The sequence below is a fragment of the Saccharothrix coeruleofusca genome, assembly GCF_017876325.1.
In the GTDB taxonomy this organism is placed as follows: Bacteria; Actinomycetota; Actinomycetes; order Mycobacteriales; family Pseudonocardiaceae; genus Actinosynnema; species Actinosynnema coeruleofuscum.
Genome location: NZ_JAGINV010000001.1, coordinates 6,083,618 through 6,103,834, shown reverse-complemented (window position 1 = coordinate 6,103,834; position 20,217 = coordinate 6,083,618). Strand labels below are relative to the sequence as shown.

At 71.9% G+C, this 20,217-nt stretch carries 14 protein-coding genes; 9 read left to right on the top strand and 5 right to left on the bottom strand.

Annotated features, from left to right (window positions below; translation table 11 throughout):
• The 4 genes from JOF41_RS27610 to JOF41_RS27595 are packed head-to-tail and all read left to right on the top strand — an operon-like array spanning window position 1 to window position 3,836.
• Window positions 1-1,053, top strand: a complete 1,053-nt coding sequence (locus tag JOF41_RS27610) for a DNA-directed RNA polymerase subunit alpha (RefSeq protein ID WP_189224160.1) — start codon at window positions 1-3, stop codon at window positions 1,051-1,053.
• Between the two features lie 58 nt (window positions 1,054-1,111).
• Window positions 1,112-1,693: a 50S ribosomal protein L17 gene (gene rplQ / locus JOF41_RS27605; protein ID WP_189224161.1), complete on the top strand. Its 582-nt coding sequence runs from the start codon at window positions 1,112-1,114 to the stop codon at window positions 1,691-1,693.
• A gap of 59 nt (window positions 1,694-1,752) precedes the next feature.
• Complete coding sequence (gene truA, locus JOF41_RS27600) at window positions 1,753-2,541, top strand: tRNA pseudouridine(38-40) synthase TruA (RefSeq protein WP_209623029.1); 789 nt, start codon at window positions 1,753-1,755, stop codon at window positions 2,539-2,541.
• 53 nt (window positions 2,542-2,594) lie between these two features.
• Window positions 2,595-3,836, top strand: a complete 1,242-nt coding sequence (locus JOF41_RS27595) for an HNH endonuclease signature motif containing protein (protein ID WP_209623027.1) — start codon at window positions 2,595-2,597, stop codon at window positions 3,834-3,836.
• Here JOF41_RS27595 and JOF41_RS27590 read toward each other — a convergent pair.
• The 3 genes from JOF41_RS27590 to eccE form a co-directional block, all read right to left on the bottom strand.
• Window positions 3,806-5,368: a S8 family peptidase gene (locus JOF41_RS27590; RefSeq protein WP_189224164.1), complete on the bottom strand. Its 1,563-nt coding sequence runs from the start codon at window positions 5,366-5,368 to the stop codon at window positions 3,806-3,808. The genes JOF41_RS27595 and JOF41_RS27590 overlap by 31 nt on opposite strands.
• Before the next feature lie 241 nt (window positions 5,369-5,609).
• Window positions 5,610-6,338, bottom strand: coding sequence for a hypothetical protein (locus tag JOF41_RS27585; protein WP_189224165.1), 729 nt, complete (start codon window positions 6,336-6,338; stop codon window positions 5,610-5,612).
• Window positions 6,335-7,672: a type VII secretion protein EccE gene (eccE, locus tag JOF41_RS27580; RefSeq protein ID WP_189224166.1), complete on the bottom strand. Its 1,338-nt coding sequence runs from the start codon at window positions 7,670-7,672 to the stop codon at window positions 6,335-6,337. Before eccE ends, JOF41_RS27585 begins: the two co-directional genes overlap by 4 nt.
• Before the next feature lie 163 nt (window positions 7,673-7,835).
• Here eccE and eccB point away from each other — a divergent pair, with 163 nt between their 5' ends.
• The 3 genes from eccB (at window position 7,836) to JOF41_RS27565 (ending at window position 11,054) form a co-directional block, all read left to right on the top strand.
• Window positions 7,836-9,482 (top strand): type VII secretion protein EccB, encoded by a 1,647-nt coding sequence (gene eccB, locus JOF41_RS27575; RefSeq protein ID WP_189224167.1) that lies wholly within the window; start codon window positions 7,836-7,838, stop codon window positions 9,480-9,482.
• Window positions 9,483-9,576: 94 nt separating this feature from the next.
• A complete protein-coding gene (locus JOF41_RS27570) occupies window positions 9,577-9,906 on the top strand; it encodes a DUF2563 family protein (RefSeq protein ID WP_229795807.1) in 330 nt (109 codons plus the stop codon).
• An 8-nt stretch (window positions 9,907-9,914) separates the two neighbouring features.
• A complete protein-coding gene (locus JOF41_RS27565) occupies window positions 9,915-11,054 on the top strand; it encodes a WXG100 family type VII secretion target (protein WP_209623025.1) in 1,140 nt (379 codons plus the stop codon).
• A 66-nt stretch (window positions 11,055-11,120) separates the two neighbouring features.
• Here the strand turns inward: JOF41_RS27565 and mycP are convergent, their stop codons facing one another.
• Entirely contained in the window at window positions 11,121-12,551 is a 1,431-nt protein-coding gene (gene mycP, locus JOF41_RS27560; RefSeq protein ID WP_209623023.1) for a type VII secretion-associated serine protease mycosin, read from the bottom strand.
• A gap of 13 nt (window positions 12,552-12,564) precedes the next feature.
• Window positions 12,565-13,959, bottom strand: a complete 1,395-nt coding sequence (gene eccD, locus JOF41_RS27555; protein WP_189224170.1) for a type VII secretion integral membrane protein EccD — start codon at window positions 13,957-13,959, stop codon at window positions 12,565-12,567.
• A gap of 263 nt (window positions 13,960-14,222) precedes the next feature.
• Here eccD and eccCa point away from each other — a divergent pair, with 263 nt between their 5' ends.
• The gene (eccCa, locus tag JOF41_RS27550) at window positions 14,223-18,221 is read left to right on the top strand and encodes a type VII secretion protein EccCa (protein ID WP_209623021.1); all 3,999 of its coding nucleotides are present in this window, start codon (window positions 14,223-14,225) and stop codon (window positions 18,219-18,221) included.
• 182 nt (window positions 18,222-18,403) lie between these two features.
• Entirely contained in the window at window positions 18,404-20,206 is a 1,803-nt protein-coding gene (locus JOF41_RS27545) for a type VII secretion-associated protein (RefSeq protein ID WP_209623020.1), read from the top strand.
• Window positions 20,207-20,217 lie beyond the last annotated feature (11 nt).

Sequence of the window (20,217 nt, the reverse complement as noted above, 5' to 3'; positions counted from 1 at the left end):
GTGCTGATTTCCCAGCGCCCCTCGCTCAGCGAGGAAGCGGTCAACGAGACCCGCTCCCGGTTCGTCATCGAGCCGCTGGAGCCGGGCTTCGGCTACACCCTCGGCAACTCCATCCGCCGCACCCTGCTGTCGTCCATCCCCGGCGCGGCCGTGACCAGCATCCGCATCGACGGTGTGCTGCACGAGTTCACGACCGTCCCCGGTGTGAAGGAAGACGTCACCGACATCATCCTCAACCTCAAGGAGCTGGTCGTCAGCTCCGAGGAGGACGAGCCGGTGACCATGTACCTGCGCAAGCAGGGGCCCGGTGCGGTGACCGCAGGCGACATCGTGCCCCCGGCCGGTGTCACCGTGCACAACCCCGACCTGCACATCGCGACCCTGAACGGCAAGGGCAAGCTGGAGATCGAGCTCGTGGTCGAGCGCGGTCGCGGCTACGTCCCGGCTGTGCAGAACAAGCAGGCGGGCGCCGAGATCGGCCGCATCCCCGTCGACTCGATCTACTCGCCCGTCATGAAGGTGACCTACAAGGTCGAGGCCACCCGTGTCGAGCAGCGGACCGACTTCGACAAGCTGATCCTCGACGTGGAGACCAAGCCCTCGATCACGCCGCGTGACGCGGTGGCGTCGGCGGGCAAGACCCTGGTGGAGCTGTTCGGTCTCGCCCGCGAGCTGAACGTCGACGCCGAGGGCATCGAGATCGGCCCCTCGCCCGCCGAGGCGGACACCATCGCGGCGTTCGCGATGCCGATCGAGGACCTGGACCTCACCGTCCGGTCCTACAACTGCCTCAAGCGCGAGGGCATCCACACGGTGGGCGAGCTGGTCTCGCGCAGCGAGGCGGACCTGCTGGACATCCGCAACTTCGGCGCCAAGTCGATCGACGAGGTCAAGATGAAGCTCGTCGGCCTCGGCCTCGCGCTCAAGGACAGCCCCCCTGGGTTCGACCCGTCGGCTGCCGCGTCCGACTACCCCGCCGAGGGCTGGGGTGCGGACACGGGCGTGGACTCCCACGACGACGGCCAGGACTACGCGGAGACCGAGCAGCTCTGAGGCCGCTTAGCGGCCGGGCCGGAGCAGAGGATCAGAAAGCAATCCGAGGAGCAATTCGATGCCCACCCCCACCAAGGGACCCCGTCTCGGTGGCTCGCCGGCCCACGAGCGGCTCATGCTGGCCAACCTGGCCACGTCGCTGTTCACCCACGGTCGGATCACCACGACCGAGGCGAAGGCGAAGCGGCTGCGCCCGTACGCCGAGAAGCTGATCAGCAAGGCCAAGGTCGGTGACCTGCACAACCGTCGCGAGATCATGAAGGTGATCCGCGACAAGGACGTCGTGCACAAGCTGATCGCCGAGATCGGTCCGTTCTTCAGCGACCGCCAGGGCGGCTACACCCGCATCACCAAGACGCTGCCGCGCAAGGGCGACAACGCCCCCATGGCCGTGATCGAGCTGGTGCAGGAGAAGACGGTCACCTCCGAGGCCGAGCGCGCCCGCAAGACCAAGTTCGCCAAGGACGAGGCGCCCAAGGCGGCTGAGGCCACCGAGGAGACCAAGTCCGAGGAGGTCGTCGACCAGGACGCCGAGGCGCCCGAGTCGGCCACCAAGGACGCCACCGACGAGCCCGCCGAGGGTGCCGACGACGAGTCCGCCGAGCCCACCAAGGCCGAGGACAAGAAGGACGAGTCCTGACGGACGAGTACTTCGCCGACGAGCCCGCCGCTCCCCTCGGGGACGGCGGGCTCGTCCGTGTGCGTTTGGACCTGGCCTACGACGGCACCGACTTCTCGGGTTGGGCGCGTCAGCCCGGCCGTCGCACGGTGTGCGGGGTGCTGGAGGACACCATGTCCACGGTGCTGCGCGAGGACGTGACGCTCACGGTGGCGGGCCGCACGGACGCGGGCGTGCACGCCGCGGGCCAGGTGGCGCACGTCGACCTCCCGTCCTCGGTGGACGTCGAGGGGCTGCCGAAGCGGTTGGCGCGGGCTCTGCCCCCCGACGTGCGGGTGTTCGCCGCGCGAGTGGTGCCCGCCGCGTTCGACGCCCGGTTCTCTGCGTTGCGCAGGCACTACGAGTACCGCGTCTCCGACGCCCCGCACGGTGCGCACCCGCTGCGGCGCCTGGACACCCTGTCCTGGCCGCGCCCGCTGGACCTGACCGCGTTGAACGAGGCTTCCGCGCTGCTGCTGGGCGAGCACGACTTCTGCGCCTTCTGCCGTCGCAGGGAGGGTGCCACGACCATCCGCGAACTGCAGCGGCTGGAGTGGGCACGTGACGGCGATGTGCTGACCGCTTTCGTCTCAGCGGACGCGTTCTGTCACTCGATGGTGCGCAGTCTGGTGGGTGCCCTGCTGGCCGTCGGGGAGGGCCGCAAGCCGCCTTCCTGGCCGGCGTCGCTGCTGTCGCTGACGGCGCGTTCCAGCCAGGTGACGGTGGCCCCGCCGCACGGCCTGTCGTTGGTCCGGGTCGACTACCCGGCCGACGACGAGTTGGCCGCGCGCGCGGAAGTCACGAGAAACGTTCGGGTGAAGACGATCTAGCACCAGTCGTTCGAGTGACGACTTCGAACCACGGTTCGAATACCGTCGCGATCATGACATCACTCCCCGCACTGCTGTCCGACAACGAGGTCCTCGCCGCCTTCTCGGAGGTCGAGGCCGCCATGCGATCGCTGCACCGCCGCCGCCTCGACCTGCTGGCCGAAGTGCTGCGGCGCGGCCTGGACGTCGAATCCTGCCGCCGGGCCGTCCGCGTCGACTCGGCGGTGATGAAGCGCTGGATCACGCAGGTGAAGTGGTTCCTGCCCGGACGAAGTCCGACCGGGCAGCCGCTGGGGCCTGCGCATCCGGCGGTCTCGGCGGCGCTGGCGGAGCTGTCCGAGGAGCACCTGGTGGAGCTGTCGCGGGCCATCAGGCGGCGGCTGCCGCAGGGCGCCGAAGAGGCATTGGTGCGGACCGCGGTGTCGGCGGAGCCCAAGGCGGTCAAGGAGTTGGCCCGCAGCCTCCGCGACCGCGCCGCGTCCGCTACCGGCCAGGGGGACGTGCTGCGCCTGCGGAACCTGGCCGACGGCAGGCTGGAGTTGCGGGGCAGGCTGTCGGTGGAGGCGGGAGCGGAGTTCCGCGCCGCGCTGGAGCCGCTGTCCCGGCCACGCGCGGGCGACACGCGACCACTGGCCCAGCGCCAAGGGGAGGCGTTCGGTGAACTGCTGGGCCTGGCGCTGCGGTCCGCCGAGCTGCCGTCGGAGGCGGGGGAGCGCCCGCACGTGAACATCACCCTCGACTACGCCGCGCTGCGCCGGGGCGTGGGACGCGCGGCACTGGACGGCGGGCGGCAGCTGTCGGCCGCGCAGGTGCGCCGGATCGCGTGTGACGCGAAGGTGGTGCCGGTGGTTCTCGGCGGCCGATCGGAAGTGCTCGACGTCGGGCGCGCCAAGCGGGTGCTGACCCTGGCCCAGCGTAGGGCGCTGCACGCCCGCGACGGCGGCTGCGCGTTCCCCGGCTGTGATCGTCCGCCGAAGTGGTGCGAGGTCCACCACGTGGTCCACTGGGTCGACGGCGGCCAGACCGACGTGGCGAACCTGGTGCTGTTGTGCAAGAAGCACCACGCGCTGGCGCACGGCTCGCAGTGGCGGATCGTCATGGACGGCGGGGTGCCGTTCTTCGTGCCGCCGCGCCAGGAGGACCCGCGACGGCACCCGCGACGCACCCCCGGCCGTCGGACGCCGGTCATCGGGGCGCGACACGCACGGCGGCCCCCACCGCGCAGGATGGGGGCCGCCGGAAGCGCGCTACCTCACAGAGGAGCTCAGAGGTCGAGGGTCCAGCTGTCGATGTAGCCGGTGTCCTGGTTGTACCAGTCGCGGACCCGCAGCTGCCAGTTGCCGTTGGCGTCCTCGGTGGACAGGTTCACCGTGTAGGTGGCATCCAGGTTGTCCGTGCCGTCCGAACCCGACTGGGCCCTGAGCTGGCGCACCGCGCCGCTCGGGGTGACCAGGTGCACGGACAGGTCACCGCGGTAGGTGTGCTTGACGTGCACCTCGATGGTGACCGCCGTGCTCGCCTTGCCCGCGCAGTCGGTCACCGCGATGGTGCTGACACCAGTCCCCAGGTCGGGCACGGCCACGTCGGCGTCGTTGGTCTTGGCCGGGCAGCCGATGGGCTGCGGGCCGGTGCCCCCGACCACGCGCAGCAGCTTGTTCGGCGAGCCGTTGCCGGGGCTGGTCACCACGTCCGAGGTGGCCCCGTCCACCAGGCCGTCGCGGACCTGCTGCGGGGTCGCGGTCGGGTTGGCGGCCAGGAACAGCGCCGCGGCGCCGACCACGTGCGGGGTCGCCATCGAGGTGCCGCTGATGGTGTTGGTGGCCGTGTCGCCGGTGTGCCACGCGGAGGTGATGTTCGAACCGGGCGCGAAGATGTCGAGGCAGGTGCCGATGTTGGAGAACGACGAGCGGGCGTCGGTGTTGGTGGTGGAGCCGACCGTGATCGCCTCCGGGGTGCGGGCGGGTGAGAACCCGCAGGCGTCCGCGCCGCTGCTGTTGCCACCCGCGAGGCCGTAGGTCACGCCCGAGGCGATGGAGTTGCGCACCGCCTGGTCGACCGTGGCGTCCGCCCCGCCGCCGAGGCTCATGTTGGCCACGGCGGGCTTGACCGCGTTGGCGGTGACCCAGTCGATGCCCGCGATGACACCCGCGTAGGTGCCGGAGCCGGAGCAGTTCAGCACCCGGACGCCGACCAGCTTCACCTTCTTGGCCACGCCGTAGGTGCTGCCGCCGACGGTGCCCGCCACGTGCGTGCCGTGGCCGTTGCAGTCGGTGGAGTCGTCGTCGTTGTCCACGGTGTCGCGACCGGAGCTGGCGCGGCCCGCGAAGTCGCTGTGGGAGAACCGGATGCCCGTGTCGATGATGTAGGCGGTGACGCCCTCACCCTCGTTCGGGTAGGTGTAGGAGTTGTCCAGCGGCAGCGCGGCCTGGTCGATGCGGTCCAGACCCCATGAGGGGGTCGGCGCCTGTGTGGCGGAGATGCTGACCTCGGCGTCCTGCTGGACGTAGGCCACCGCCGGGTCCGCGGCCAGCTTGCGGGCCTGCGCTTCGGACATGGTGGCCGAGAAGCCGTGGAGGGCGCGCGTGTAGGTGTGCTTGACCGTCGCCTGGTATTTGGCGCTCAACGAACTGGCGCTGGCGGTGCTGACGTCCTTGAGCACCACGATGTAGCTGTCCTTGACCGCCTTCTCCGTACCCAGGCCGCGGATTTCGCCCTCGGCGGCGGAGGAGGTGAAGGTGGTCAGCGCGGCGGTGACCGCGAAGGCCGTGCCGGTGGCCAGCCCGACACCGGCCAGCCGTCTCGTCCAGGAAGTGCGAAGTTCTGCCATAGCGGAGGTCTCCTCTTCGCAGGGTCTGCGCCGGTGGTGCAGCCCCGAACCCCCGGTCGCGTGACTCGTTCTTAGTTAGCTCCGCAGGTGGCGCGCAACGATTTGCGCGGACAATGCGGCATTCGGCTCCTCAACAGTTTTTGTTCGCGCTGTCAACGAAGTGCTTCGGTGGACGCCTGGACGGGCGCAAAGAAACGTGCCCCGGACCGGGGTCCGGGGCACGATCTTGCGGTGGTGGTCTTCAGTCGCCTCGGCGCACCGCGCCCAGGATCTGCTGCTCTCCCGGTGTGGTCACCAACCGCAGCGGGCGCCACAGGTTGGCGCCCAGCGCGATCACCTGGTCGTCCTTGAGCGTGGTCAGCTGGTGGGCCATCTGGGGCGGCAGCCGCCAGATCTGGCTCGCCAGCTGGGCCTGGCCGACCGGCAGGCGCTGGAGCAGCACCAGGTCGGCGGAGTTCGCCGTGGCCGCCGCCTGCGGGTGCAGGTAGGGCAGCACGTACATGGTGGTCTGCCACGGCGAGCGCGGCGGGAACAGCTCCTGCGGCACGTGGCCGCCGTCGTGCACGACCAGCAGCGGGCTGTCCTCGGACGGTCGGGGCAGCTCCACCGGGCTGAGCCTGCGCAGCTGCACCAGCGGCGAGGGACGCCCGTCCGGGCCCGCGCCCGCCGCCCGCACCACCGGCTGCCACGCGGCGGGGCGGCCGGTGGCGATGGTGATCCACGCGCCGGTCGCCATGGCGCGCAGCGCGATCTGGCGGGCCAGGTACAGGCCGCCGACCACGACCATGCGGGTCGGCGTGGAGCGCAGCACCGAGATGGTCAGTGGCTCGCCCTGCAGTCCGGAGCCGAGCACCATGCCGCCGCGGTCGCCCGACGGGCTGACCACGTCCAGCAGTTGCGGGTCGACCAGGAACTCGGGGGCGACGCCCTTGTTGTGGCCCTGCGCGTCCATCAGGCGGGAGGCGCTCATGCCACACCTCCCAGCGGCAGCGTGGCGGCCAGGCCGGAGACCTGCAGGCCGTTGAGCGGGGTCAGGGTGATGTCCAGCTTGTCCGCCAGCGCCTTGAGCCGGTCGTCGGCGCGGTCCAGCTCGGTGGGGGTGCGGGCGCTGACCCGCACCAGTCCGCGCAGGCCGACCTGGCCCTGCTCGCCGCTGGGGGAGATGGACATCGCCAGCGTGGAGGACAGCGCGCGCACGCCGGTGAGGGCGTTGAGGTTGTTGCGCATGCCCTTGGCGGGCCAGCCGGTGATCGCGTAGCTGGCGTGCCCGACGCCGCCCGCGGTCACCCCGGACCACTTCTCCCGCAGCGACACCGCCTTGTTCGAGCCTGCCACGGAGGTCAGCTCGGCCGCGGAGATGCCCGCGCGGATGAGCTCGTCGGAGTCCAGCGGCCGGATCGACACGCCCGCGGACTCCAGGGCGTTGCGCACCCGCGACAGGGCGCCGATCAGGGCGCGGTGCGCGCCCACCACACCGCCGCCGCGCTCGCGGATCGCCGCGGCGCAGCGCCGGGGGTCCAGCCGCACCGCGATCCACGTGGTGCGCCGCGCCGCCGCGGGCAGCGGGCCGAGCACTTCCAGGTACGAGTTGAGCGCGGGCGAGTTCGAGGGCAGCGCCGCGCTGCCGGGGTAGCAGTGCCAGATCACCGAGATGGCGTCGAGCACCACGCCGCGGTCCTCCAGGCACGGCGCGAGGGCGCCCAGGGGCAGGCTCGGCGCGCTGCCGACCGCGTTGATCAGGCCGGGCGCCGGGTCGACCAGCAGCACGGCGGTCCACGCGCCCTGGTGCCAGGCCATGCCCAGCGGCCTGCGCTCGTGGTCCACGCCCTTGGCCACCACCAGGTCCGGCACGGCCAGCCGCAGCAGCGCCACCCGCGGGTCGTCCGGGCCGATCACGGAGGCGTCCTCCTCCGACGGCGGCTTCATCTCCACCGGGCCCGCGCTCTTGGCGGTGCGGCTGTGGGAGCGGAAGTTGTAGCGGACCACCAGGGTGATCCACTGGGTCAGCCAGCGGCCCCTGGACCGGGTGAACGCCAGGATCAACGCGATCAGCACGATGCCGCCCGCGATGTACAGCGGCACGGGCGCGATGGAGTCGCCGGTCGCGCCGACCGCTATCAGGATCAGCGCTATCGCGACACCGGTTTCCAGGACGACCAGGTTCGCGACGGGCAGCGCGCCGAGGCTGGCCCCGGCGGTGCGCCTGCGGGCCCGCAGCGCGGCGGCGCGCACCGCGCCCGCGGCGGCTTGGGCGCGCGCCATCGCGGGGTTGGGCTGGCCAGGGTGTGGGGTGGTGACGGCCATACCGATTCGGTCTCTTTCCCCTCGGTGTTCGGTGCGCCTCGGGCGGCGAGGAGGATGCGCGGCGGGGGGAGGTCCCTCGGGTCTGCGGAACCCGCACACGGACCACCCGCCGTCCGGCTATCGTGCAGAACCGTACCGCGACTGGGAGAGCAGCGAGCCGATAATGGCATCAACACCCACCACCAAGTCACAGGTCCAGGCCTACCGCTTCGTGCTGCGCAGGATGCAGTCCGCGCTGGTGCGCAGAGACGCAGTGATGCTGCACGACCCGATGCGCACGCACACGCGCGCCACAGCGGTCGGTGTCATCCTCGGTGTGATCGGCCTGATCGGCTTCCTGGTGTTCGGTTTCTTCTCGCCGGATCCGCAGGTCGACCAGAACACCCAGATCGCGATCAGCAAGGAGACCGGCCAGGTCTACGTGGTGCGGCGCAACCCGACCCAGCTGATCCCGATGACGAACCTGGCCTCCGCGCGGCTGCTGCTGTTGCAGCAGCAGAACCCGGACAAGAGCCAAGGCGCGCAGGAGGGCGGTGACGCGGCGGCGGGTTCGATCGCCACGCAGGGCGCTCCGCAGGTCGCGGGCGGCGAGCCCAAGCTGGTGACCGAGAAGGCGCTGGCCAAGCTGCCCAAGGGGCGGCTGACCGGCATCCCGGACGGGCCGGACGTGCTGCCCACCAACCCGGAGGACCGGATCGGCGCGGAGTGGTCGGTGTGCGACAAGATCGAGATCGACGAGTCGCTGCCCAACAGCACGGCCAAGGGCAAGTTCACCACCACCGTGCTGGCGGGTGTCAGCGGCGGTGGGCAGCCGCTCGACGGCAACAAGGCGCTGCTGGTGCAGGCGGGCACGGACGCCAAGGACACCTACCTGATCTACAAGGCCCCGGTGAACTCGAAGATCACCTCGACCAGCACGGTGCGGGCCAAGGTGGACCTGACCCGCAACGAGGTGGTCACCGCGCTGAACCTGCGCGGCAAGACCGTGCGGGCGATCAGCGCGGGTCTGCTCAACGCGATCCCGGAGGCCAAGCCGCTGCGCGCGCCGACCATCCCCGGCCAGGGCGACCGGGTGAACTACATCACCGGCGAGAACCTCAAGGTCGGTGACGTGATCGAGGTGGAGCGCACCGGTTCGGTCGAGGTGTTCTACGTGGTGCTGGAGGACGGCCTGCAGGAGGTCAGCCGCGCGGCGGGCGACCTGATCCGGGCCGCCTACGCGCAGGGCGCGGAGCCCAAGAAGGTCGACATCGCGCGGATCAACGACACCCAGAAGCCCGCCCAGCCGCTGGACCTGGCCGACTACCCGACCGAGGTGCCGGACACCCTGCAGCCCAACCAGAACAACGTGGTCGTGTGCCTGGGCTGGCGGGCGGAGAACGTCACCGCGGACAACAAGTCCCAGCACACCCAGGTGACCATCGCGCCGTCGCTGCCGATGCCCGCCGAAGCGGTGCCGGTGACCATCAACCAGGTCGGCGCCACGGGCGAGGTGGTCAGCCAGTTCATCATGGCCTCGGGCAAGTCGGCCGTGGTGCGCTCGGCGACGTCCACCCAGGACTTCGCCAGCGGCCCGATCCACTTGATCACCGGTCGCGGCGTGAAGTACGGCATTCCGGACACCCTGACCAGCGCCGCGCTCGGCTTGGGCGACGGCGGCTTCGTGCCGGGGCCGGAGTCGATCCTGCGGCTGCTGCCCAACGGGCCGCAGCTCAACCGCAACGACGCGACGCGCAGTTGGGACTCGATCCCGACGCCGAAGGAGCTGGGCGTGCTGCCGGAGGACACCCGGCAGGCGCAGGGCGGCTGACCCGGGCGGAACCGGCCAGGGCCCGGCGTCGTCTACAGCGTCGTCTGAAGCACCGTTCGCGGGACGGGTGGCCGGACGGTTGGGAGGTGCCGGGGTGAACCAGGTCGGGGCGGGGCGGATCGAGGTCGATCCGCGATGGCTGGAGCTGTACGCGCGGCGCGTCGAGGAGTCGGCCGAGGAGCTGTCCTCGGCGCGCGCCGAGCTGCGCCGGGCGTCGGTGCGGCCGCAGAGCTTCGGCGAGCTGGGTCGGGCGCTGCGCAGCGCGGAGGCGTACGGCCGCGCGGCCGAGCTGCTGCACCAGCAGCTCGACCGCGCGTGCCAGGTGCTGTCCGCGGCGGCGTCGGGGCTGCGTGACGTGGCCGAGCACTACGGCGCCCAGGACGAGGACGCGGTGGCGCTGATCGAGCGCGCCGGTCGGCGCTAGGGGGTCCGGTGCGCGAGGACGGTCGGCGGATCGCCGCCGAGGTGGAGCCGGAGCTGGCGTACCTGTCCGGTGTCAGCCGCAGGCTCGGTGTGCGGGACCTGGTGCGGGACTGCTTCACCCCGCTGGTGGGCGAGTGGAACGACCTGCACGACGAGGCCGAGCGGTGGCGCCGGGCCGGGGTAGCGGCCGAGCAGGTGACCCGCGACCTGACCGGGCCGCTGGGCAAGCTGGACTCGGCGTGGCAGGGCCGGGACGCGGATTCCTTCGTCGAGCACATGCGGCAGGTCGGGTTGGCCGGGCACGACATGTCCGACGCCATGCACGCCATGGCGGAGGCGCTGGAGCTGACCGCGGAGGGCGTGCGCGGGATCGTGGCGGACATGGCCCGGCTGCTGGCCGACGCGGCGGAGGTGGTGTCCGGGGCGGCGGCACTGCCGCTGGACGGCGACCGGCGGGTGGTCGAGGCGCTGGAGGAGCTGCGCGACCCGGTGGAGGAGCTGCACGAGTCGGCGCGGGACGTGCTGGAGGCGTTCCTGCGGCTGTGCGAGGGCGTGTCGGGGGCCGACGGGTTCGCCGCGGTGCGGATGGAGCACCGCTATCCCGAGCGGGATTGGGAGTTCACCGAGCCCGGCACGACTTCGCCCGTGGGCGTCATGGGTGTTTCCGCCCAGCAGGACGCCGTGAAGGGCGCTGAGGAGCCCGCTGTGGCGGTTGCCGCGTCCGGTGGTGGTGCTGCGGTGGGTGGCCTGCCCGGTGGCGCTGGCGCGCCTTCTGGCGGTTCACCGGGAGCGGCTGCCGGGGGTGCCGCTGGCGGTGCTGTCGGGGGTGCTGTCGGGGGTGCCGGCAACGGCGTCGAGCAGGCGGAGCGGTTGCAGCCGGGTGGGTCGACCGCGGTGCAGGAGCCCCGGCACGTCGAGGCGCCCGCGCGCCCGGCCGCCGCGACGCAGGCGGCGGGCCATACCGGTGGCATGACCGGCGGGATGGTCGGCGGCATGGGCATGGTCGGCGGGGGCGTGATGGGCGCTCCCGGTGGTGGTCAGCAGGGCGGCGACAAGGAGCACAAGGCCAAGGTCCGCGTCACCACCACGACCGAGGACGTGTTCGGCAAGCCCAAGAGGACAGTCCCGCCGGTGCTGGGCGAGGACTGATCAGGGGACTGACCGGGGAACTGGCCCTGATGCGTGAAGGGCCGCCCAGTGGGGCGGCCCTTCACGTCACATCGCCGGGCGTCTGACCGGCGTGCCGCGCTTCTCGCGGTTGCGGTTGACCGTGCGCACCACGAACAGGGTCAGCAGCAGCAGGCCGATGCCCACGCCGGTGCCCGACAGCGCCACGATCAGCGGCGTGTTGTCCGGCGGGTTGATCGGGTCGAGGTCGGTCATCAGCTGCTCGGGCTCGACGGGCTTGGCGCCCGGCTGCTCCGAGGGCAGCTCGGCGGTCAGCGCGGCCACCGGGTTGATCATGCCCGCGCCGACCTTGTGGTCGCGGCCCTCCGGGTTGCCGGGGTGCTGGGCCGTGGCCTTGATCCGCTCCATGACCTGCCGCGCGGTCAGGTCCGGGAACCGCTCGCGCACCAGGGCGACCACGCCCGCCACGTAGGGCGAGGCGAAGCTGGTGCCCTGGATCAGGGTCAGCGCGCCGCGTTCGTCGGCGTTGGCGTTGGTCAGCCCGGTGCCCGCCGGGTCCAGCGTCACGATGTCCTCGCCCGGCGCGGCTACGCTGACCCACGGTCCCCACACCGAGAACGACGACACCGCGCCGACCCGGTTCATCGACGCCACCGACAGCACGTCGTCGGCGTACCAGGGCGGCGACGCCACGACGTTGACGTTCTCCGGGTTCTGGTTGTCGTTCTGCGTGGCGCAGCCGCTCTCCGGCGTGCCGAGGTTGCCCGCCGCGGTGACGACCACGACGTTGCGCTCGTTGACCGCCCAGTGGATCGCCGCCTGCAGCGCGCGCTCCTGGTCGCTGGGGGGCTTGGGCGGTTCGCAGGCGGTCAGCGAGATGTTGATGACCTTCGCGCCGCCTTCGACCGCCATCACGATCGCCTGCGCCAGCGTGCCGACCTTGCCCGCGGTGGCGCGGTTGTCGCGGCCCGTCGGGTCCTTGAACTCGAAGTGGTCGCTGGTCTGCCGGAAGGCCAGGATCTCCGCGTCCGGGGCGGCGCCGACGAAACCGGTGGCCTCGTCCCGGCTGGCCGCCGCGACGCCCGCGACCTCGGTGCCGTGGCCGTCGCAGTCGACCACGCCGCCCTTGCCGTCCTCCACGTAGTCGCCGCCGGGCTTGACCCGGCCCTTCAGCCGCGGGTGGTTGGCGTTGACGCCGGTGTCGATGATGGCCAGCCGGATGCCCTTGCCGGTGGCGAAGCGGTGCGCCTCCTCCAGGCGCAGCTGCATCTGCCCCCACGGCCGCTCGGCGATGGTGCGGTTGCCCGTGTTGGAGGTGATGCACCCCTTCTTCGGTTTGTAGGGCACGTCCGGCTTCGGCGTGGCCGGGGCGGGCCGAAGCGCCGGGTTCACCGGCGGCGGCTCGGAGTTGGGCCGCGTCGGCGCGGGGTTGCCGCTGGGCTGCGCGTAGCCCAGCGGCGAGGTCACCAGGGTCAGCGCGACGGCGACCAGCGCGGCGGCTTTCCGTGTCCTGCGCATCGCTTCCGCCGCCTCAGGCCGGGATCAGCTGGCGCATGACCACGTAGAGGTCCATCACCGCCAGCGCCAGCGGCAGCACCACGGCGATGAGGATGGCCTCCAGCACGTCCACCGTGCGGCGCAGCACCGGCGAGAACTTCTGGTGCGGGAAGATCACACCCAGCACCAGGGCCACCGCGCCGAGCAGCACGAGCGCGCCGAAGACGTAGAGCAGCCGCTCGGTCGGGCTCGACGAGACCAGCCAGCCGATGAGCACCCCCGCCGCCGCGACCATGCCGCTCACCAGCAGCGCCACCGCCTGCGCGCCGTTGGCGTAGGCCCGGCCGCGCAGCATCAGCACCAGCGACACCACGATCGCCAGGATGGGGCCGAAGATCGAGCCGTCGCCCGCCGCGATCACCGCGAACAGCGCCGCGATGCCGCCGCAGCCGATGATCATGCCGGTGAGGTACTCGTGCGCGTTGGCGGTGCGCCGCTCGATGACCGCGTACTCCGGGAAACCGGTGTCCTCCTTGAGGTCCTCGGCGCTGCCCGGCACGGTCGGCAGCGGCAGCTTGGCCAGCTGGATGGTCAGCCGGGGCAGCGCCGACAGCGCCGCCAGCGACACCGCTGCGGTGGCCGCCGCGATGCCCTGCACCGGGTGGTCGACGAAGATGCCGATCAGGAACGCCACCGCGGTCAGCGCGCCCGCCGTGGCGGCCGCGATGAACACCGTGATGCCGCGGCCGATCAGCATGATCGCGGCCGAGGCGAAGATGAGCACCAGCACGCTGGCCAGCAGCAGGTTGGGGCGCTCGATCGGGCCGGGCACGATGTACAGGCCCGCCACGTAGGCCATCGGCAGGCTGCCCGCCGCGGTGATCAGCACACCGGTGTCGGTCGCGCCGTAGGCCCGCGCCACCACCGCGCCCGCGGCCAGCGCCGCGACCGCCGTGACACCCGCGCAGATCGCCGGGGCCAGGCTCGAGCCGCCGGTCAGCGGACCCGCCATGAGCACCGCCACGGCCGCCGCCAGCAGCGCCAGCGCGCCCGCCAGGTGCCCGTACTTGCGCGCGGTGTCCTTGGTCCACGGGCGGAAGCTGTCCGGGTCCGACTCGGCGATCGCGTCGACCACGTCGTCGTACAGCGGCGGCGGAGGGTTCTCGTTCCGCTTGCGCAGCTGCAGCAGCTCGCCGTCGACCACGCCGAGCGAGGCGAGCGTGCGGCTGGGGTCCAGCGGGCTGTCGCCCAGCTTGGCCAGGCACCACCCGCCGTGCCGCACACCACCGTCCGGAGTGGCCTCCTTGGCCATGTCCAGCAGCATCGGCAGCAGGTCGGCCACCGACACGTCGGCGGGCAGCGCGACGTCGATACGCGTTCGCGGCGCAACCACCGTGACCCGGCTGAACACCGTCGTACCGGTCGCCACCAGCGCCCCCTAAGTCGAGAGATGAATCAGTGCTTGTGGACGCCGCGACCCTATTGGGCCGTCCGTTCGTCCAGTGGGCGGCCCCAAGTATGGCCGCAGCGGGGCCGCCGCAGGGCTGAACCGGGGAAGCTGTTGCGCGATGTTTTCCCGACCCACCGTCGCGCGCTCGCACGATGCGCCATAGTGTCGGTTGCTACTGCCGGCGCACGCCCGCCTGCGCCGCGGGATGTTTCTGACGAGTTGGGTGAAGAGGTGCCTGTTCGGTGAGCACGCTGCAGTTCAAGCGCACGGCACGCCTTGCTGCTCCCCGTCCGCCCGGCGGCGAGGTCCACTTGGAGCCGCCGCCCGAGGTGCCTCGGGTGATCCCCGGCAACATCATGATGAAGGCGATGCCCGTCGTCATGATCGTGTCGTCCGTGGGCATGATGGTGCTGATGTTCAGCTACAGCGGGCGCAGCCCCGCTGCGATGATCATGCCCGGCATGATGCTGGTCTCGACCATCGGCATGATGGCCGGCGGCATGGGCGGGGGCAAGGGCCAGAAGAAGGCCGAGATGAACGAGGACCGCAAGGACTACCTGCGGTACCTGGGCCAGATGCGCGACCGCGCCCGCGAGGCGGCCAACGAGCAGCGCGCCGAGCGCGAGTGGGTGCACCCGGACCCGCAGATGCTGTGGTCGCTGGCCACCACCCGGCGCATGTGGGAGCGCCGTCAGAACGACCCCGACTTCTGCCACCTGCGCGCGGGCCGCGGCTCGCAGCGGCTGGCCACCCGGCTGGTGCCGCCGCAGACCGGGCCGGTGGAGGAGCTGGAGCCCATCGCGACGCTGGCGCTGCGCCGCTTCGTGCGCGCCCACTCGCTGGTGCCCGACCTGCCGATCTCCATCGCGCTGCGCGGGTTCGCCGCGGTGGGCCTGATCGGCGAGACCGAGGCCAAGCGCGGCCTGGCCCGCGCGCTGGTCGCGCAGATGGCGACCTTCCACTCCCCGGACGACCTGCTGATCGCGGTGGTCACCACCGGCCGCACCAAGGCCGAGTGGGAGTGGGCGAAGTGGCTGCCGCACGTGCAGCACCCGACGATCGTCGACGGCATCGGCCAGATGCGCATGATGGCGAGTTCGCTGGCCGAGGTGGAGCAGATGCTCGACGAGCAGCTGCGTGAGCGCCAGCGGTTCACCCGCAACGCGCCGCCGCCCACCGACCAGCCGCACGTCGTGATCATCATCGACGACGGCGACGTGACCAGGGAAGAGCAGATCATCCTCGAAGAGGGCCTGGTCGGGGTGACCCTGCTGGACCTGTCGGAGTCGCTGGGCAACCTGACCGCGCGGCGCGGCCTGCGGCTGGTGATCGAGGACGGCAAGCTCGGCGCGCGCAGCGCCAGCGGCGTGGAGTGGTTCGGCAGCCCGGACTGGCTGAGCCTAGTGGAGGCCGAGGCGCTGGCCCGCCGCCTGTCGCCGTACCGGGTCGGCGGTGTGGCCTCGGGCGGCAGCGACGAGGACCCGCTGTCGTCCAACCCGGCGCTGCTGGAGCTGCTGGGCATCCCCGGCGACCCGATGACCTTCGACATCCAGCAGGCGTGGCGGCCCCGCCCGGTGCGCGACCGCTACCGGGTGCCGTTCGGCATCGGCGAGTTCGGCCAGCCGGTGGAGCTGGACATCAAGGAAGCGGCGATGGAGGGCATGGGCCCGCACGGCCTGTGCATCGGCGCGACCGGTTCCGGCAAGTCGGAGTTCCTGCGCACGCTGGTGCTCGGGATGCTGGCCACGCACTCGTCGACCACGCTGAACATGATCCTGGTCGACTTCAAGGGTGGTGCGACGTTCCTCGGCCTGGACGCCGCGCCGCACGTGGCCGCCACCATCACCAACCTGGCGGGCGACCTGACCCTGGTCGACCGCATGAAGGACGCCATCGCGGGCGAGGTGGCGCGGCGGCAGGAAGTGCTGGCCAAGGGCAACTACAAGAACGTGTGGGACTACGAGAAGGCCCGTGAGAACGGCGCCGACCTCGACCCGCTGCCCGCGCTGTTCATCTGCATCGACGAGTTCTCCGAGATGCTGACCGCCAAGCCGGACTTCATCGACATCTTCCTGCAGATCGGCCGCGTCGGCCGCTCGCTGCAGATGCACATGCTGCTGGCCTCGCAGCGCCTGGAGGAGGGCAAGCTGCGCGGTCTGGACACGTTCCTGTCCTACCGGATCGGTCTGAAGACGTTCTCCGCGGCCGAGTCGCGGGCCGCGATCGGCGTGCCCGACGCCTACGAGCTGCCGCCCATCCCCGGCTCGGGTTACCTGGGTGTGCAGGGCTCACCGCTGACCCGGTTCAAGGCGCTGTACGTCTCCGGCCCGTACCGGCCCGCGGGCATGCAGGTCTCCGGCCCGGCCGCGCCGGTGAGCAGCGACAAGCGGCCCCGGTTCTTCGTGCCGGACTACATCGAGATCCCCAAGGAGCCGGTGCGGCCCGCCGAGCCGGTCCCGCAGCAGAAGAAGGAGGAGGACAGCAACGAGCCCAGCGAGCTGGAGGTCATCGTCAGCAGGCTGGTGGGCCAGGGCCCGCCCGCGCACGAGGTGTGGCTGCCCCCGCTGAACGAGCCCCCGTCGCTGGACACGCTGCTGCCCCCGCTGCAGCAGACCGACGACCGCGGCCTGTGCTCGCCGGGCTTCTTCGCCAACGGCAAGCTGCAGGTGCCGCTGGGCGTGGTGGACAAGCCGTTCGAGCAGCGCCGCGACCTGCTGTGGGCGGACTTCTCCGGCGCCGCGGGCCACGGCGCGATCGTGGGCGGCCCGCAGTCGGGCAAGTCGATGATGCTGCGCACGCTGATCACCGCGATGGCGCTGACCCACACGCCGGAGGAGGCGCAGTTCTACTGCCTCGACCTCGGCGGCGGCACGCTGGCCGCGCTGGAGCACCTGCCGCACGTCGGTGGGTTCGCCAGCAGGCTGGACGTGGACAAGGCGCGCCGCATGGTCGCCGAGCTGAGCGGGTTGATCTCCGAGCGGGAGCAGCGCTTCCGCGCGCAGGGCATCGACTCGATGGTGGAGTTCCGCAACCGCAAGCGGCGCGGCGAGATCCGCGACGACGACTTCGGCGACGCGTTCCTCATCGTCGACGGCTGGATGAACTTCCGGCAGGAGTTCGAGGCGCTGGAGCCGCAGGTGCAGGCGCTCACCGCGCAGGGCCTGTCCTACGGCGTGCACGTGATCGTGGCGGCCAACCGGTGGGCGGAGATCCGGCCCGCGATGAAGGACCTGCTGGGCACCCGGTTCGAGCTGCGGCTGGGTGACCCCAGCGAGTCCGATGTGGACCGCAAGGTCGCGGTGAACGTGCCCGCCGGCCGCCCCGGCCGCGGTCTGTCGCCGCAGAAGCTGCACTTCCTGACCGCGCTGCCGCGCATCGACGCGTCCTCGGACGCGGAGAACGTGGCCGCGGGCGTGCAGGACATGATCACCAAGGTGCGCGGTTCCTGGCGCGGCAGGCAGGCGCCGGCCGTGCGCCTGCTGCCCGACCTGCTGCCGCACCAGGAGCTGATGACGGCGGTCGCCACCACCAACCCCAACCGGGGCCACCTGGTGCCGATCGGCGTCAACGAGGACGAGCTCGCCCCGGTGTACCTGGACTTCGACGCCGACCCGCACTTCATGTGCCTGGCCGACGGCGAGTCCGGCAAGACCAACCTGCTGCGCACCATCGTGCGCGGCATCATGACCAGCTACACCTCCAGCGAGGCGCTGATCATGCTGGTCGACTACCGGCGCACCATGCTCGGCTACATCGAGACCGACCACCTGCTGTCCTACGCGGTCTCGTCGGCGCAGCTGACCGACATGATCAAGGACGTGCGCGGTTCGATGGCGGGCCGCCTGCCCGGCCCGGACGTCACCCAGGAGCAGCTGAAGAACCGCTCCTGGTGGAAGGGCCCGGAGCTGTTCGTCGTGGTCGACGACTACGACCTGGTGGCCCCGCAGGGCGGCACGAACCCGCTGCAGCCGCTGGCGGAGTTCATCCCGCAGGCCAAGGACGTCGGCCTGCACATCGTGGTGGTGCGCCGCATGGGTGGCGCGTCGCGGGCGATGTACGACCCGATCCTGGGCAAGCTCAAGGAGATCTCGGCGCCGATCATGATCGGCAGCGGCTCGAAGGAGGAGGGCGCCATCGTGGGCAACCTCAAGCCGTCGCCGCAGCCGCCGGGCCGGGGCACGCTGGTCACCCGCAAGCTGGGGCAGCAGCGCATCCAGGTCGCCTGGATCCAGCCGGACTGAGGCCGCTGGTGGAGCACGGGCGAAGGGGTTCCCCCCGCTGGGGGAGCCCCTTCGCCTTTCGGGCGAGTCGTCCGCCTCGGGGTGTGAAGCGGGGCGTTGACCTGGTGAGTCCTCGCTCTGCCGCGGCGGCGATCGGGTATGCATATGCGGGCAGGCGACCCCGGCCGACGAGGGGATGACGGATGAGCTTGCACGTCGCGGTCGACTTCGGCACGTCCAGCACCTGCGTCGCGATCTCGCTGCACGGGCGGGAGCCGCAGGTCGTCGTGGTGGACGGTCAGCCGATCATGCCCTCGGCGGTGTTCGCGGCGGCGGACGGGACGCTGTTCGTCGGGCAGGAGGCCGAGCGGCAGGCCGCGGTGGACCCGTCGCGGTACGAGCCGCACCCCAAGCGCCGGGTGGACGAGGGCGAGCTGCTGCTGGGCACCAGCGTGCTGCCGGTGCCGGACGTGGTGCGCGCGGTGCTCACCCGCGCGGTGGACGAGGCGCGTCGGGTGGCCGGTGGCGCGCGGGTCGACCTGCTGGTGCTGACCCACCCGGCGGACTGGGGCGCGCTGCGCACCCGCGTGCTGCTGCAGGCCGCGCAGGGGCTGGGGCGGGAGGTGCGGCTGCTGCCCGAGCCGGTGGCCGCGGCGGTGTTCCACTCGGCGACCCGCTCGCTGGCCGAGGGTGCCGCGCTGGCCGTGCTGGACCTGGGCGGCGGCACCGCGGACGCCAGCGTGGTGGTGCGGCAGGGCGGGACGTTCCGGGTGCTGGCCACCAAGGGCGATCCGGGGTTCGGCGGGGCGGACATCGACCAGGCGCTGCTGGAGCACGTCGGCTCGCTGGTCTCCGGTGAGGACCCGGAGGCGTGGCGGCAGCTGGTGGAGGGGCGCGAGCTGGCCGACCGGCGCAAGCGCCGCGTGCTGCGGCAGGACGTGCGGGGCGCGAAGGAGACGCTGTCCCGGCACTCCTACACCGACGTGCCGATGCCGCCGCCGTTCCCCGACGCGCACGTGACCCGCACCGACCTGGAGCGGCTGGTCAGCGCCCCGCTGACGCGCGCGGCCGGGCTGGTGGCGGCCGCGGTGCGGGAGGCCGGGGTGGACCCGCGGGCGCTGGCCGGGGTGTTCCTGGTGGGCGGCACCAGCCGGGTGCCGCTGGTGGCGCGGCTGGTGCTCGAGCAGGTGGGGGTGCTGCCGACCAGCATCGACCAGCCGGAGACGGTGGTGGCCCGCGGCGCGCTGCGGGCGGTGGGCGGTGATCCGCTGCGCGCAGGCGCGCTGCCCGGCCAGGACGAGGTCACCCGCAAGATCGACGACCGGGACACCCGCAGGATCACCCGGCGGATGACGCCGCCCGCCCCGCTGCCGGGGCGTCCGCCGCCCGCGTTCTTCCCACCGCCGCAGCAGCAGGCCGCCCCGCCGCCGCGCAAGCGGCGCACCGGTGTGGTGGTCGGCGTGGTCGTGCTGCTGCTGGCCGCCGTGGGCGGGTCGGTGGCTTATGCGCTGATCAGGGGTGATGACCGGGACGGCGGGCGAGCGACGTCGACGCGGACTTCGGCGGCGGTGCCGGGCCGGACGGTCGCGCAGTACGACTACAGCTTCACCGCGCCGGAGGACTGGGAGCAGACGGGCAGCGACGCGCCGACGCGGAAGGTGCAGCTGCGGCCGAGCCCCGTCGATCCGGCGGGGGACGACCTCATCGTCGTGCAGGAGCAGAAGCTCGCCTACGACGCCACCGAGGACCGGTCCCGCGCGGAGGCGGAGTTGCGCGCGCTCTACCAGAAGGGCGCGAACCTGTCCGATTTCGACACCTCCGTCGACTTCGCGGGCAAGAATGTCGTCCACTACCGCGAAGCGGTGAACTCGGCGACCGTCGACTGGTACGTGCTGTTCCAGGGGGACGTGCAGGTCAGCGTCGGCTGCCAGTACACCGGGGCGGGCAGCGGGCGGGTCCGCCCGGCGTGCGACCAGGTGGTGCGCACGATGACCGTGAACAGCTGATTTCGGGGACG